Below are 13,625 nucleotides of genomic sequence, written 5' to 3'. Positions count from 1 at the left end.
GCGCCCGGCGGGCCCGCGGCGGCGCACGGGGTCCGGGTGGCCGCGGCCGCGGCCGCCCGCGCCGGCATCGACTGGCGGGCCTGCCGGGAAGCGGAGCTGCCGGCCGCGGCCACCCGGCGGGTGCGGTGCGGCACCGTGCGGGTCCCGGTCGACTACGCACGGCCGCACGGCGAGCAGATCCGGCTGGCCGTGAGCCGCTCCCGCGCCACCGGGGACCGGAAGCGCCACCAGGGTCCGCTGCTCTACAACCCCGGCGGGCCGGGTGGCGACGGCCTGAGTTTCGCCCTCTACGGCACCCGGCTGGGCGGCATCTGGAAGCGGCTGCAGGAGAGCTACGACCTGGTCGGCTACGCCCCGCGCGGGGTGGGCCCCTCGGCCCCGGTCTCCTGCCAGGACCCGCGGGAGTTCCTCGCGGGGCCGCACCGCGCGCCGCGCGCTCCCTCGGCGGCCGACAAGGCCCGGATGCGGCGGGAGGCCGCCGCCTACGCCCGCGGCTGCGCCCGGGATCAGGGCGACCGGCTGGCCCACTTCACCACCGCGGACAACGCGCGCGACCTGGACGTGCTCCGGGCCGCGCTCGGCCGGCCGCGGATCAGCTTCCTGGGCGTGTCGTACGGGAGCTACCTCGGCTCCGTCTACGCCACCCTCTTCCCGGGCCACGTCCGGCGGCTGGTGCTGGACAGCATGGTGAACCCGGACCCGGGCAAGATCTGGTACCAGGCCAACCTGGACCAGAACACCGGCTTCCAGCGCCGCTGGGAGGACTGGAAGCGCTGGGTGGCCCGGCACGACGCGGTGTACGGGCTGGGCGGCACCCCGCGCGAGGTGCAGGCGGCGTTCGACGCGGTCCGGGACGCGGTGGACCGGGACCGGGACGACCGCGGCACCGGCTCCCGGGAGCTGCTTTCGAGCTTCCTCGACGTCGGCTACGCGGACTCCGCCTGGGCGCCCGCGGCGTCCGCGCTGGCCGAGTACCGCAGGGGCCACCGGCGGCCGCTGATCGACGCGGCGGCGCCCGGTCTGGCCGGCGCGAAGGCGGCGGAGAACGGCAACGCCGTCTACAACGCCGTGGAGTGCGCGGACGCGCCGTGGCCGCGGAACTGGGCGGTGTGGGACCGGGACAACACGCTGCTGCACCGGGGCGCCCCGTTCAACACCTGGGAGAACGCCCGGATGAACCTGCCCTGCGCCTACTGGCACGGCCCGCACGCCCGCCCGGTGGACGTCGGCACCGCACCCGGCGCCCTGCCCCCGGTGCTGCTGCTCGCCGCCACCCGGGACGCGGCCACGCCGTATCCGGGGGCGCTGGAGACGCAGCGGCGGCTGCCGGGCTCCGCGCTGGTGACCGAGCGGGGCGCCGGTACGCACGGGCTCGCCGGCGGGGCCAACGCCTGCGTGAACCGGCACCTGGAGCGTTACCTGCTCACCGGTGAGGTGCCGGCGCGGCGCACCGGCTGCGCCCCGCGGCCGGCGCCCGAGCCGGTGTACCGCGGGCGGGACGCCGGCCGGGCGGCCGGGGCCGCGGGGGCTGCCGCTCAGGCCAGGCCGGCGACCAGCTCGGCGACGGGCTTCCTGCGCCCGGTGTAGAAGGGCACCTCCTCGCGGACGTGCATCCGGGCCTCCGAGCCCCGCAGGTGCCGCATCAGGTCGACGATCCGGTGGAGCTCGTCGGCCTCGAAGGCGAGCAGCCACTCGTAGTCGCCGAGGGCGAAGGAGGCCACGGTGTTGGCGCGCACGTCCGGGTAGCCGCGGGCCATCTTGCCGTGCTCGGCGAGCATCCGGCGGCGCTCGTCGTCGGGCAGCAGGTACCAGTCGTAGCTGCGCACGAAGGGGTAGACGCACACGTAGGCGCGCGGCTCCTCGTCGGCCAGGAAGGCCGGGATGTGCGCCTTGTTGAACTCGGCGGGGCGGTGCAGCGCCATGTTCGACCAGACGGGGTCCAGCGCGCGGCCCAGCCGGGTGCGGCGGAAGCGGTTGTACGCCGCCTGGAGGGCGTCCGCGGTCTCCGCGTGCCACCAGATCATCAGGTCGGCGTCGGCCCGCAGCCCGGACACGTCGTAGGTGCCGCGGACCGTCACGTCCCCGGCGGCGAGCTGCGCGAAGAGCTCCTCGACCTCGTCGGCGTACCCGGCGCGGTCCGCGGGGAGTACGTCGCGGAGCCGGAAGACCGACCAGAGGGTGTAGCGGATGACCTCGTTGAGGTCCTTGGCCTTCTTTCCCCTGTTTCCGGCGTTCGGGGCGCGGTCCGGTGCAGCACTCATGGGGCTATTCTCGCGCGCCCGCCGCGGCGCCGGTCAGCAGGGTCTCCTCCGCGGCCCGGCGTGCACCGGCGATGCAGGCGGGGATGCCCACCCCGTCGTACGCGGCGCCGCACACGGCCAGCCCGGGCAGGGCCGCCAGGTCGCGACGGATGCGGGCGACCCGCTCCAGGTGGCCGACGGGGTACTGCGGCAGCCCGCCGCGCCAGCGGGTGACCACCGAGGCCACCGGCCGGGCGGTGAGACCGGCAGCGTCGGAGAGGTCGGCCCGGGAGGCGGCGACGAGGTCCGCGTCGTCGTGGTCGAGCCGCTCCTCCTCGCCGTACCGGCCGACCGAGGTGCGCAGCAGGAACAGCTCCGGGTTCTGCGCGGCCGTCCAGGCCCACTTGTTCGCCGAGAAGGTGGCGGCCTTGATCGCACGGCCCTCCGAGGGCGGCACCAGGAATCCGCTGCCGCCCGGCACGGTGGCCAGGTCCGCGCGCCGGAAGGCCAGGGTGATCAGTGCCATCGAGGCGTACTCCACCGTGTCCAGCTCGGCGGCGGCCGCGGGCGCCTCGGCGGCGAGCAGCCGGGCGGCCGCGGGCGCGGGCACGGCCAGCACCACGCCGTCGGCGGTGAGCGTCCCGCCGTCCTCCAGCTCGGCCCGCCAGCGCGGCGCGGGCTCCACGGGTGCGGCCGCCGGGGTCCGGTGCAGCGCGCGGACGGCGGTGCCGGTGCGCAGCACCGCCCCGGCCGCCCGGCAGGCCTCCGCGACGGCCCCGGGCAGCCGCCCGACGCCGCCGGCGATCCCCGTGAAGACCGGTCCGGCTGGTGCGCCGCCCTGCGCGCCGCGCTCCCGGAGGCGGCGCACCGCGGCCAGCAGGGAGGGCTCCGCGCGCGCCGCCTCGTAGAGCTGCGGCACCGCCGCCCGCATCGAGATCCGGTGCGCGTCGCCCGCGTAGACGCCGCCGAGCAGCGGCTCGACCAGCCGGTCGACGACCTCGGGCCCGAGCCGGGCGGCGACGTACGCGCCGATCGCCACGTCCTCGCCGACCGGCGTGCGCGGCAACGTGGCGTCCTCGGCGATACGGGCCAGGCCCTCCGGCGAGACGACGTCCGCGACCGCCTCCGGGTCGCCCGGCACGCCCATCACATGGCCGGTGGGCATGGGGCGCAGGGCGTCCCGGGTCCAGATCGCCGCCCGGGCGGTGGTGGGCGGCTCCAGCGCGCCGGAGAGGCCCACGGCCCGGGCCAGCTCCACGGCCTCCGGGCGGCGCGCCAGCATCGACTCGGCGCCGAGGTCCACGGCGGCGCCGGCCAGCTCTCCCGGCAGCAGCTTGCCGCCGAACCGCTCGGACGCCTCCAGCAGGGTCACCGAAGCGCCCCCGGCCAGCAGCCGGTGCGCCGCGGCGAGCCCGGAGATCCCGCCGCCGATCACGAGCACGCGCATGCCTCCACTCTCGCAGACTCCGAGCGGTGCCCCGGCCGAGGCCGGACCGTGACCGGTCCGCAACCCGGAACCGGCAACCCGGAGCCGCCCGGCCCCGTCGAAACGGCGCACACACACCAGAGTTGGGGGACAGATGAGGCACGGCAGAGGATTCCGGCGACCGGCGGTCGCGGGGGCCGCGGCGCTGCTCGCGGGTTGCGCGGCGCTCACGGGCTGCAGCGACGCGGGGAGCGGCGACGGCGCCGTCTCGCAGGCCGCCGACCGGAAGGCGGTCACGGACGCCCGGGAGGGACGGCAGGAGGGACCGCCGGCGGCGGCCGAGCGGGGGGCCGCGCAGGACGCGCCGGCCGACGCCGCCGGGCAGCGGCCCGCGGAGGCCCCGGACCCGGTGCGGAGCAGCATCGTGCGGACCGCCTCGCTGACGATCGAGACCGGGGACGTGCCGGGCGCCCTGGAGGAGGCCCGTACGGCGGCGGAGGCGGCCGGGGGCTATGTCGGTGACGAGTCGACGGACCGGGACGCCGAGGGCCACGACCGGTCCCGGATGACACTGCGGGTGCCGCCCGGGGAGTACCGGGACGTGCTCACGGAGCTGTCGGGGCTCGGCGAGCAGGTGGAGCGGAAGGAGACGGCGAAGGACGTCACCGACCAGGTCGTCGATGTGGAGAGCCGCATCAAGACGCAGCAGGCCAGCGTGGCGCGGGTGCGGGAGCTGATGGACCGCGCCTCCGAGCTGAGCGACGTGGTCACCCTGGAGTCGGAACTGAGCACCCGTCAGGCGGAGCTGGAGTCGCTCCAGGCGCGTCTGAAGTCGCTGGAGGAGCGCACCGGGATGGCGACGGTGACGCTGGTGCTGCGCGAGCCGGAGGCGGCTCCCGCCGGGAAGGACGAGGGGACGACCGTCGGGGACGCGCTGGCCGGCGGGTGGGACGCCTTCGTGGCGACGCTGCGCTGGATAGTGATCGTGCTGGGGGCGGCGCTGCCGTTCGCCGCCGCGCTGGCGCTGCTCGCACTGGGCTGGCGGCTGCTGGGCGGCCGGTTCCGGCCGCGGGGTGCGGTACCGCCGGCGCCCGTCACGGCACCGGCGCCTCTGGGGTCCTCCGGGCCGGTGCCGGCGGGCACCGGGGACGGGGACGGCGGGGACGGGGACGGCGGGTCCGGGGACGGCGGGTCCGCGGCGGCGCCCGCACGCCCCTGAGCTGCGGCCCGCAGGCCCCGGCGCGAGCGGCGGCGGCTCCGGGCCGGCCTTCCGCGGGAGCCGGGCCCGCCGGGGACGCCGGGCCCGGGGCGCCGGTCGTCCCGGGCAACAGGCGCCGGGCGGGGTTCCTCGCCCCGGCCGGACGAGCAGCCCCCGGGTGTCCGGGCGCGGCACGGGCGCAGGATGCGCCGTCGGGGCCACCCGGTGGGCCCTGCGCGGCCGCACGCGCCGCTCCGGTGGAGCCGCACGACGGGCTCCCGCCGTGCGGGAGTCCGCTCAGCGGGCGGTGCGCTCGTGGACGTGGGCGACCAGGCGGGTGAGGGCGTCCGGGTCGGTCTCCGGCAGCACCCCGTGCCCGAGGTTGAAGATGTGCCCCTCCACGCCGCGCGCGGCCTGGAGCACCTCGTCCGCCTGGGCGGCCACCGCCTCCCGGGGCGCGAACAGCACGGCCGGGTCGAGGTTGCCCTGCACGGCCTTGCCCGGGCCGACGCGCCGGGCGGCCTCGTCCAGCCGTACCCGCCAGTCGGCGCCGACCACGTCCGCGCCGGCCTCGCCCATCAGGCCCAGCAGCTCGCCGGTGCCCACCCCGAAGTGGATGCGCGGCACGCCGTACCCGGCGACCGCGCGGAAGACCTTGGCGGAGGCGGGCAGCACGGAGTGCCGGTAGTCCTCGGGACGCAGCGCCCCGGCCCAGGAGTCGAAGAGCTGCACGGCGGAGGCGCCGGCCTCGATCTGCACCCGCAGGAAGGCCGCGGTGATGTCCGCGAGACGGTCCAGCAGGTCCGCCCAGAGCGGGGGGTCGCCGTACATCAGCGCCTTGGTGTGCTCGTGGTTGCGCGACGGGCCGCCCTCGACGAGGTAGCTGGCGAGGGTGAAGGGGGCGCCGGCGAAGCCGATGAGCGGGGTGGCGCCGAGCTCGGCGGTGAGCATGCCGACGGCCTCGGCGACATAGCCGACGTCGTCCGGCTCCAGCGGGCGCAGCCGCTCCAGGTCGGCGCGGGTGCGCACCGGCTGCTGCACGACGGGCCCCACGCCCGGCTTGATGTCCAGGTCCACCCCGATCGCCTTGAGCGGCACCACGATGTCGCTGAAGTAGATGGCCGCGTCCACCCGGTGGCGGCGTACCGGCTGCAGCGTGATCTCGGTGACCAGGTCCGGCCGCATGCACGAGTCGAGCATCGGGATGCCCGCGCGGACCCTGCGGTACTCGGGCAGGGAACGGCCCGCCTGGCGCATGAACCAGACCGGCGTGTGCGGCACCGGTTCGCGGCGGCAGGCCCGGAGGAAGGCGGAGTCCCGGGTGGCGGTCGGCGGGCCCGTGGGGCGGTCGTCAGCACTCACACCGGAAGTCTCGCATGCGCGCGGCAGGCGCTCGTGTCCCTACCGGCGCGGGGGCCGCCGGACGCCTACTCTTCGGCCCATGGCAGCGGCTCGAACACAGACGGCGGGGGGCTCCGGCGACGCGGAGGACCCGACGGCGGGAGACGATGTCCCGGCGGCGTTCCGGCAGGCCGTGGCGGCGCTGGAGGTGGCGCCGCACCGGCCCGAGGTCGGCTTCGGCCCGCTCCCCGCGCCCAGACGGCTCGCCCCCTTCGCCCATGCGCTGGAGGCGCGGGTGGAGCACGGGGGCGAGGAACTCGCGGACGGCCGGTTCGTGCTGCTGCACGACCCGGCCGGGCAGGACGCCTGGGAGGGCAGGTTCCGGGTGGTGACGCTGGGCCGTACCGAGCTGGAGCCGGAGATGGCGGCGGACCCGCTGCTGCCGGAGGTCACCTGGTCGTGGCTGACCGGCGCGCTGGAGGCGTGCGGGCTGGAGTACGGAGCGCCGAGCGGGACGGTGACCCGGTCCGGCTCGTACTTCTTCGGCGGGCTGGCGGAACGCGCCCCCCAGGCGGAGCTGGAGATCCGGGCGAGCTGGACGCCGGCTCCGGTCGGCGGGGCGCCGGAAGCGGCGGGCGTACCGGATGCGGCGGGCGTACCGGACGTGGCTGGTCATCTGCGGGCCTGGTGCGAGCTGTTGTGCCAGTGCGCGGGGCTGCCGCCGGGCGGCGGGGACGGGGCGCCGGTGGTGCCGCTGCCGCAGCGCCGGGGGCCGCAACCGCTCTGACCGGGACGGGCCGCGCCACCGGGACGGCCCCGGACCGCCAGGGCGCCGTGGGGGCTCCCCGAGGGCCCACCATGGCCCTGTCAGGGCACGCCCGCGCCCCGCCTGTGCCCCTCTGTCTCACCAGGGCCCCACCAGGGTGAACGCCGTCCGGACGCCCGGCAGGACTCCGTCGAGCGACTGTCCGAATTGCACCTTTTGTCATCACTGATTCGTGATCATTCTCTAAAGCCGGACCTCTGCCCTGCCGAAGGAGTCTGTGACCCTTCCATCAGGGAACGTCCCGGCTCGTCCCCCTCCCCAGGGCCCGTCGCGAGCCGGCACCGACCCAGCCACTCCCCCAGGAGGCCCGGTGTCCGTTCTCCTCGAGCACCCCACAAGCCTGGTCGCCTACCGCCCGAACAAGCCGACGGCCATGGTCGTCGTGGCCGACCCCCGAGTCCGTTCCACCGTGACCCGCCACCTCTGGGCACTCGGCGTACGGGACGTGATCGAGGCGTCGTCGATCGCGGAGGCCCGCCCACGGATCACCAGCCCGCGCGACATCTGCGTGGCCGACGTGCACCTGCCCGACGGCTCCGGGCTCAGCCTGCTCTCCGAGACCCGCGCCGCGGGCTGGCCGAACGGGCTGGCGCTCTCGGCCGCCGACGACATCGGCGCCGTGCGCAACGCCCTGGCCGGGGGCGTCAAAGGCTATGTCGTCACCGGCACCCGCACCAACCTCGGCGGCATGCACACCCGGCCGGGCGCCGCGCAGATCGGTGCGGCCGGCGCGGCACGGCTGCACCGCCGCCCCGGCGCCGGGCCCGGCGGCCCCGGCCACCCGGGCGGGCGGCGAGAGCTCTCCGGGCGGGAGGTGGAGGTGCTGCGGCTGGTGGCGGAGGGCCAGTCGAACAAGGCGATCGGCGTGTCGATGGGGCTGTCGGCGCTCACCGTCAAGAGTCACCTGGCACGCATCGCGCGGAAGCTCGGCACCGGCGACCGCGCCGGGATGGTGGCGGTGGCACTGCGCACCGGCATCATCCACTGAGCACGGCGGCCCGCAGCGGCCGCCGACCGGGCCCGGGAGGCGCCCGCCGAGGTCACCTTGCGTCGGCGGGCGCCTCCCTCCGCGTGCACACAGCTACCCTTGACGGGTGACCGACGCCCAAGAGACCGCATCAGCACCCGCAGCTCAGGCCCCCTCGGGGGACTCTCCTCCGGCGCCGGTCCCGCTCCTGGAGCCGCGCGAGGGCATCCCGGCCGTGACCTCGTCGCCCGCGGAGCTGGCCCGGGTCGTCGACGCCTTCGCCGCCGGCACCGGCCCGGTCGCGGTGGACGCCGAGCGCGCCTCCGGCTACCGCTACGGGCAGCGGGCCTACCTGGTCCAGCTCCGCCGCGCGGGCGCGGGCAGCGCCCTGGTGGACCCGGTCGGCTGCCCGGACCTCTCCGCCCTCGGCGCGGCGCTCGCCGACGCCGAGTGGGTGCTGCACGCGGCCAGTCAGGACCTGCCGTGCCTGCGCGAGATAGGCATGATCCCCGTCCGCCTCTTCGACACCGAGCTGGCCGGCCGGCTCGCGGGCTTCTCCCGGGTCGGGCTGGGGCCCATGGTGGAGCGGGTGCTGGGCTACGCCCTGGAGAAGGGGCACTCCGCCGTCGACTGGTCCACCCGGCCGCTGCCCGAGCCCTGGCTGCGGTACGCGGCGCTGGACGTGGAACTCCTGGTCGACCTGCGCGACGCGCTGGAGGAGGAGCTGCGGAGACAGGGCAAGCTGGACTGGGCGCTCCAGGAGTTCGCCGCGATCGCCGCGGCGCCGCCCCCGCCGCCGCGCAAGGACCCCTGGCGGCGCACCTCGGGCATGCACAAGGTGCGGCGGCGGCGACAGATGGCGGTGGTACGGGAGCTGTGGACCGCCCGCGACCGGGTGGCGCAGCAGCGCGACGTCTCGCCCGGGAAGGTGCTGGCGGACGCCGCGATCGTCGAGGCCGCGCTGGCCCTGCCGGACTCCGCCCGGGCACTGGCCGCCCTGCCCGGCTTCGGCAACCGTACGGGCCGGCGCCAGCTCGAGCACTGGCAGGCGGCGGTGGACCGGGCCCGGGCGCTGCCCGACGGCGAGCTGCCGCAGCAGACCCAGCAGGTGACCGGCCCGCCGCCGCCCCGCGCCTGGGCCGACAAGGACCCGGTCGCGGCGGCCCGGCTGGCCGCCGCCCGCGCGGCGGTCACCGCGCGGGCGGAGGAGCTGAACCTGCCGCAGGAGAACCTGCTGGCCCCGGACACGGTGCGCCGGGTGTGCTGGGAGCCGCCGGCGGAGGTGACCGAGGCCGCGGTCGCCACGGCGCTGCGCGGCCACGGCGCGCGGGAGTGGCAGGTCGGGCAGACGGCCGCGCTGCTCACCGTGGCGCTCGCCGCCACCCCGCCCGAGGAGTAGCCGCACCGCATCCCGGAGGGCGGGCTGCGGCCGGCCCGGCGCCGGGCCACCGGCGCGGCCCCGGCGCCGGGCGTGCGGAGCCCGCACTCTCTCCCCGCGGGTCTTACGTCCCGGCGCGGGGACACCCGCCGGACCACCACACCTCGTGCGGCCCCTTCCGCTCGTACGCCGCCCGGGTGGCCGGCGCGCCCCGCGCCCGGGCATGCGGCCCCGCCCCCGGGGAACCCTCCGGGGAAGTACCCCGGAAGCGCGCACCGGCCGCCCCGGAACCCGTACGGCGGGACGTCCTCGTGTGACATCCGCCCCTCGCCGAGGGCGGACCTTGCCACGGAGTTACCGGGCAGTAGCATGGTGCCGGGAAGCGCGCCGTACGGCGTCACCACCGCACCCTGGAGGAGAGCCAACGTGCCTCGTACCGCTAGGGACGTCGTCTTCGTCGACGGCGTCCGAACCCCGTTCGGCAAGGCGGGCCCCAAGGGCATCTACCACGAGACCCGCGCGGACGACATGGTCGTCAAGTGCATCCGGGAACTGCTGCGCCGCAACCCCGATCTGCCGCCGGAGCGGGTCGACGAGGTCGCCATCGCCGCGACCACCCAGATCGGCGACCAGGGCCTGACCATCGGCCGCACCGCCGGGATCCTCGCCGGGCTCCCGAAGACGGTGCCCGGCTACGCCATCGACCGCATGTGCGCGGGCGCGATGACCGCCGTCACCACCACCGCCGGCTCGCTCTCCTTCGGCGCGTACGACGTGGTCGTCGCCGGCGGCGTCGAGCACATGGGCCGGCACCCCATGGGCGAGGGCGTCGACCCGAACCCGCGCTTCGTCTCGGAGAAGCTGGTCGACGAGTCCGCGATGTTCATGGGCATGACCGCGGAGAACCTGCACGACCGCTTCCCGCACCTGACCCGGCAGCGCGCCGACGAGTTCGCGGTGCGCAGCCAGGAGAAGGCCGCCAAGGCCTACGCCGACGGCAAGATCCAGCAGGACCTGGTGCCCGTCTCCGTCCGCCGCACCTCCGAGGAGGGCGGGGAGACCGGCTGGGGCCTGGCCACCGCCGACGAGCCGATGCGGCCCGGCACCACGCTGGAGAACCTGGCGGGCCTGAAGACCCCCTTCCGCACCCACGGCCGGGTCACGCCGGGCAACGCCGCGGGCCTGAACGACGGCGCCACCGCCTCCGTCATCGCCGCCGAGGACACCGCGCGGGAGCTGGGCCTGCCGGTGCGGATGCGCCTGGTCAGCTACGCCTTCGCCGGCGTGGAGCCGGAGGTGATGGGCGTCGGCCCGGTGCCGGCCACCGAGAAGGCGCTGAAGAAGGCCGGCCTGGGCATCGAGGACATCGGTCTCTTCGAGATCAACGAGGCCTTCGCCGTGCAGGTGCTGGCGCTGCTGGACCACTACGGCATCGCCGACGACGACCCGCGCGTCAACCAGTACGGCGGCGCGATCGCCTTCGGCCACCCCCTGGCCTCCTCCGGGGTGCGGCTGATGACGCAGCTCGCACGGCAGTTCGAGGACCAGCCCCACGTCCGCTACGGCCTGACCACCATGTGTGTCGGGTTCGGCATGGGGGGCACTGTCATCTGGGAGAACCCCCACTGGGAGGGCAAGTGAGCACGACCGCCGAGCTTCTCAAGGGCGCCGCCGAGATCTTTCCCGACGAGGTGGTGACCCAGGCGCACGTACGCCACCTCGAACTTCCCGGGCGCTGGTTCCAGGACACCTCCGCCGCGGGCGGCCGGTTCGCGCTGATCACCCTGGACAACGGCTTCGACCACACCAAGCCGACCACCTTCGGGCCGCAGTCCCTGGCCGAACTGGACGCCGCCATCGACCAGGTCGAGCGGGAGGCCAAGGCCGGCGAGATCGTCGGCGTCGGGATCACCGGCAAGCCCTTCATCTTCGCCGTGGGCGCCGATCTCAAGGGCGTCGAGCAGATCCGGCGCCGCGAGGAGGGACTGGCCATCGGGCGCGGCGGCCACGCCGTCTTCACCCGCCTCGCCGACCTGCCCGTGCCCACCTTCGCCTACTACAACGGCGCGGCCATGGGCGGCGGCGTCGAGGTCGGGCTGCACTGCACCTACCGCACCGTCTCCTCGGCGGTGCCGGCCTTCTCGCTGCCCGAGGTCTTCCTCGGCCTGGTCCCGGGCTGGGGCGGCTGTGCGCTGCTGCCGAACCTCATCGGCCCGGACCGTGCGGTGAGCGTGGTCATCGAGAACTCGCTCAACCAGAACAAGCAGCTCAAGGGCCCGCAGGTGCACGAGCTGGGGATCGCCGACGCGCTCTTCGAGGGCGCCGACTTCCTGGAGCAGTCCCTGCAGTGGACCGCCGCGGTGCTGCGCGGCGAGATCGACGTGGTGCGCCCGGAGATCGACCGGGACGAGACCTGGGACCAGGCCGTCGAGCGCGGCCGTGCGATCGCCGACAGCAAGGTGCACGGCGCCGCCCCTGCCGCCTACCGCGCCCTGGACATCATGGCGGCCGCCAAGAACGGTGACCTGCGGGCCGCGTTCGAGGCGGAGGACGAGGCGCTGGCCGACCTCATCATGGGCGGCGAGCTGCGCAGCGGCATCTACGCCTTCAACCTGGTGCAGAAGCGCGCCAAGCGGCCGGCGGGCGCCCCGGACAAGTCCCTGGCACGGCCGGTCACCAAGGTCGGCGTGGTCGGCGCCGGCCTGATGGCCGGCCAGCTCGCGCTGCTCTTCGCCCGCCGCCTCCAGGTGCCGGTCGTGCTGACCGACATCGACCAGGAGCGGGTCGACAAGGGCGTCGGCTACGTCCACGAGGAGATCGACAAGCTGCTGCTCAAGGGGCGGATCGGCCAGGACACGGCGAACCGCCTCAAGGCCCTGGTCACCGGCTCCCTGGACAAGTCCACCGCCTTCGCGGACGCGGACTTCGTCATCGAGGCCGTCTTCGAGGAGATGGGCGTCAAGCAGCAGGTGTTCGCCGAGGTCGAGGCGGTCGTGCCGGAGCACGCCATCCTGGCCACCAACACCTCCTCGCTCTCCGTCAGCGAGATGGCCGAGCGGCTGAAGCACCCCGAGCGGGTCGTCGGCTTCCACTTCTTCAACCCGGTGGCGGTACTGCCGCTGCTGGAGATCGTGCGCGGCGAGCAGACCGACGACGCCTCGCTGGCCACCGCCTTCTCGGTCGCCAAGCAGCTCAAGAAGACCGCGGTGCTGGTCAAGGACGCACCGGCGTTCGTGGTGAACCGGGTGCTCACCCGCTTCCTGGGCGAGGTGCTCCGCTCCATCGACGAGGGCACCCCGGTGGACGTGGCGGACCGCGCGCTGGCGCCGCTGGGCCTGCCGATGTCGCCCATCCAGCTCCTGGAGCTGGTCGGCCCCGCCGTGGCGCACCACGTGGCCGGCACCCTGCACCGGGCCTTCCCCGACCGGTTCGCCGTCTCGGAGAACCTGGGCCGCGTCGTGGAGGCGGGCAAGCGCAACCTGTACACCTACGACTCCGGCAAGCCGGAACTCGACCCGGAGGTGGCCGCGCTCTTCCAGGTGGGCGACACCGTCCTCACCGAGGAGCAGGTGCGCGACCGGGCGCTGGACGCCATCGCCCAGGAGATCCGGCTGATGCTGGACGAGGGCGTGGTCGCCGAGGCGCAGGACGTCGACCTGTGCCTGATCACCGGCGCCGGCTGGCCCTTCCACCTGGGCGGCGTCACGCCGTACCTGGACCGGGAGGGCGTGAGCGAGCGGGCCACGGGCAAGCGGTTCCTGGAGCCGGGTGTGGCGAGCATCCCGGCGTAGGGACGATCCCGACCGGGGAGGGGGGTGCGCTTCAAGGGAGGCGCACCCCCCTTCCGCATGGGAGGCTTCCGGTATGAGAACGCTCCTCGTCGTGGACGCGGCCAACGTCATCGGCTCGGTGCCGGACGGCTGGTGGCGGGACCGGCTGGGCGCCGCGGAACGGCTGCGGGACAGCCTGGTGCCGTACGCGGAGAGCGGCCTGCCGGAACACCCCGGCCCGGTCGAGGTGGTGCTGGTCGTGGAGGGCGCCGCCCGTACGCTGCCGGGGGTCCCCGGGGTCCGTACGCTCGCGGCGCCGGGCAGCGGCGACGACCGCATCGTCCGGCTGGTGGCCGAGGAGGCGACCGGACGGCCCTGTGTGGTGGTGACCGCGGACCGGGGCCTGCGGCAGCGGGTACGGGCGCTGGGCGCCGAGGTGACGGGGCCGCGGGCGGTCCGACCGGAGGCGGGCGGCTGAC

At 75.8% G+C, this 13,625-nt stretch carries 11 protein-coding genes; 8 read left to right on the top strand and 3 right to left on the bottom strand.

The features are described from left to right. Nucleotides 1–1,587 (top strand): alpha/beta hydrolase (locus HOY81_RS06615; protein ID WP_272892440.1); only part of this gene is annotated, 1,587 nt, incomplete at its 5' end. On the opposite strand, the gene hemQ is transcribed toward HOY81_RS06615, so the two are convergent. Further along, nucleotides 1,536–2,261, bottom strand: a complete 726-nt coding sequence (gene hemQ / locus HOY81_RS06610; RefSeq protein WP_237319202.1) for a hydrogen peroxide-dependent heme synthase — start codon at nt 2,259–2,261, stop codon at nt 1,536–1,538. The genes HOY81_RS06615 and hemQ overlap by 52 nt on opposite strands. A gap of 4 nt (nt 2,262–2,265) precedes the next feature. Beyond that, nucleotides 2,266–3,687: a protoporphyrinogen oxidase gene (gene hemG, locus HOY81_RS06605; protein WP_237319201.1), complete on the bottom strand. Its 1,422-nt coding sequence runs from the start codon at nt 3,685–3,687 to the stop codon at nt 2,266–2,268. A 133-nt stretch (nt 3,688–3,820) separates the two neighbouring features. On the opposite strand from hemG, the gene HOY81_RS06600 reads away from it, so the two are divergent. Continuing rightward, nucleotides 3,821–4,885, top strand: coding sequence for a DUF4349 domain-containing protein (locus tag HOY81_RS06600; protein ID WP_237319200.1), 1,065 nt, complete (start codon nt 3,821–3,823; stop codon nt 4,883–4,885). A 276-nt stretch (nt 4,886–5,161) separates the two neighbouring features. Here HOY81_RS06600 and hemE read toward each other — a convergent pair whose 3' ends face one another. Further along, nucleotides 5,162–6,226, bottom strand: a complete 1,065-nt coding sequence (gene hemE, locus HOY81_RS06595; RefSeq protein ID WP_237319199.1) for a uroporphyrinogen decarboxylase — start codon at nt 6,224–6,226, stop codon at nt 5,162–5,164. Nucleotides 6,227–6,305: 79 nt separating this feature from the next. Between hemE and HOY81_RS06590 the strand changes: the two genes are divergently transcribed. From HOY81_RS06590 to HOY81_RS06565, 6 genes are all read left to right on the top strand, one after another. Further along, the gene (locus HOY81_RS06590; protein WP_237319198.1) at nt 6,306–6,992 is read left to right on the top strand and encodes a DUF3000 domain-containing protein; all 687 of its coding nucleotides are present in this window, start codon (nt 6,306–6,308) and stop codon (nt 6,990–6,992) included. A 349-nt stretch (nt 6,993–7,341) separates the two neighbouring features. Beyond that, nucleotides 7,342–8,019 (top strand): response regulator transcription factor, encoded by a 678-nt coding sequence (locus HOY81_RS06585; RefSeq protein WP_237319197.1) that lies wholly within the window; start codon nt 7,342–7,344, stop codon nt 8,017–8,019. Nucleotides 8,020–8,125: 106 nt separating this feature from the next. Beyond that, complete coding sequence (locus tag HOY81_RS06580; RefSeq protein WP_237319196.1) at nt 8,126–9,397, top strand: ribonuclease D; 1,272 nt, start codon at nt 8,126–8,128, stop codon at nt 9,395–9,397. Between the two features lie 405 nt (nt 9,398–9,802). Beyond that, nucleotides 9,803–11,017, top strand: a complete 1,215-nt coding sequence (locus tag HOY81_RS06575; RefSeq protein ID WP_237319195.1) for an acetyl-CoA C-acyltransferase — start codon at nt 9,803–9,805, stop codon at nt 11,015–11,017. Next, nucleotides 11,014–13,167, top strand: coding sequence for a 3-hydroxyacyl-CoA dehydrogenase NAD-binding domain-containing protein (locus HOY81_RS06570; protein WP_237319194.1), 2,154 nt, complete (start codon nt 11,014–11,016; stop codon nt 13,165–13,167). Before HOY81_RS06575 ends, HOY81_RS06570 begins: the two co-directional genes overlap by 4 nt. Nucleotides 13,168–13,240: 73 nt before the next feature. Then, nucleotides 13,241–13,624 (top strand): NTP pyrophosphohydrolase, encoded by a 384-nt coding sequence (locus HOY81_RS06565; RefSeq protein ID WP_237319193.1) that lies wholly within the window; start codon nt 13,241–13,243, stop codon nt 13,622–13,624. The last annotated feature ends 1 nt before the right edge of the window (nt 13,625 follow it).

It is taken from the genome of Streptomyces sp. JJ36 (assembly GCF_021696945.1).
In the GTDB taxonomy this organism is placed as follows: domain Bacteria; phylum Actinomycetota; class Actinomycetes; order Streptomycetales; family Streptomycetaceae; genus Streptomyces.
The sequence above is the reverse complement of the archived record's forward strand: the minus strand, read 5'-3'. Positions and strand labels throughout refer to the sequence as shown.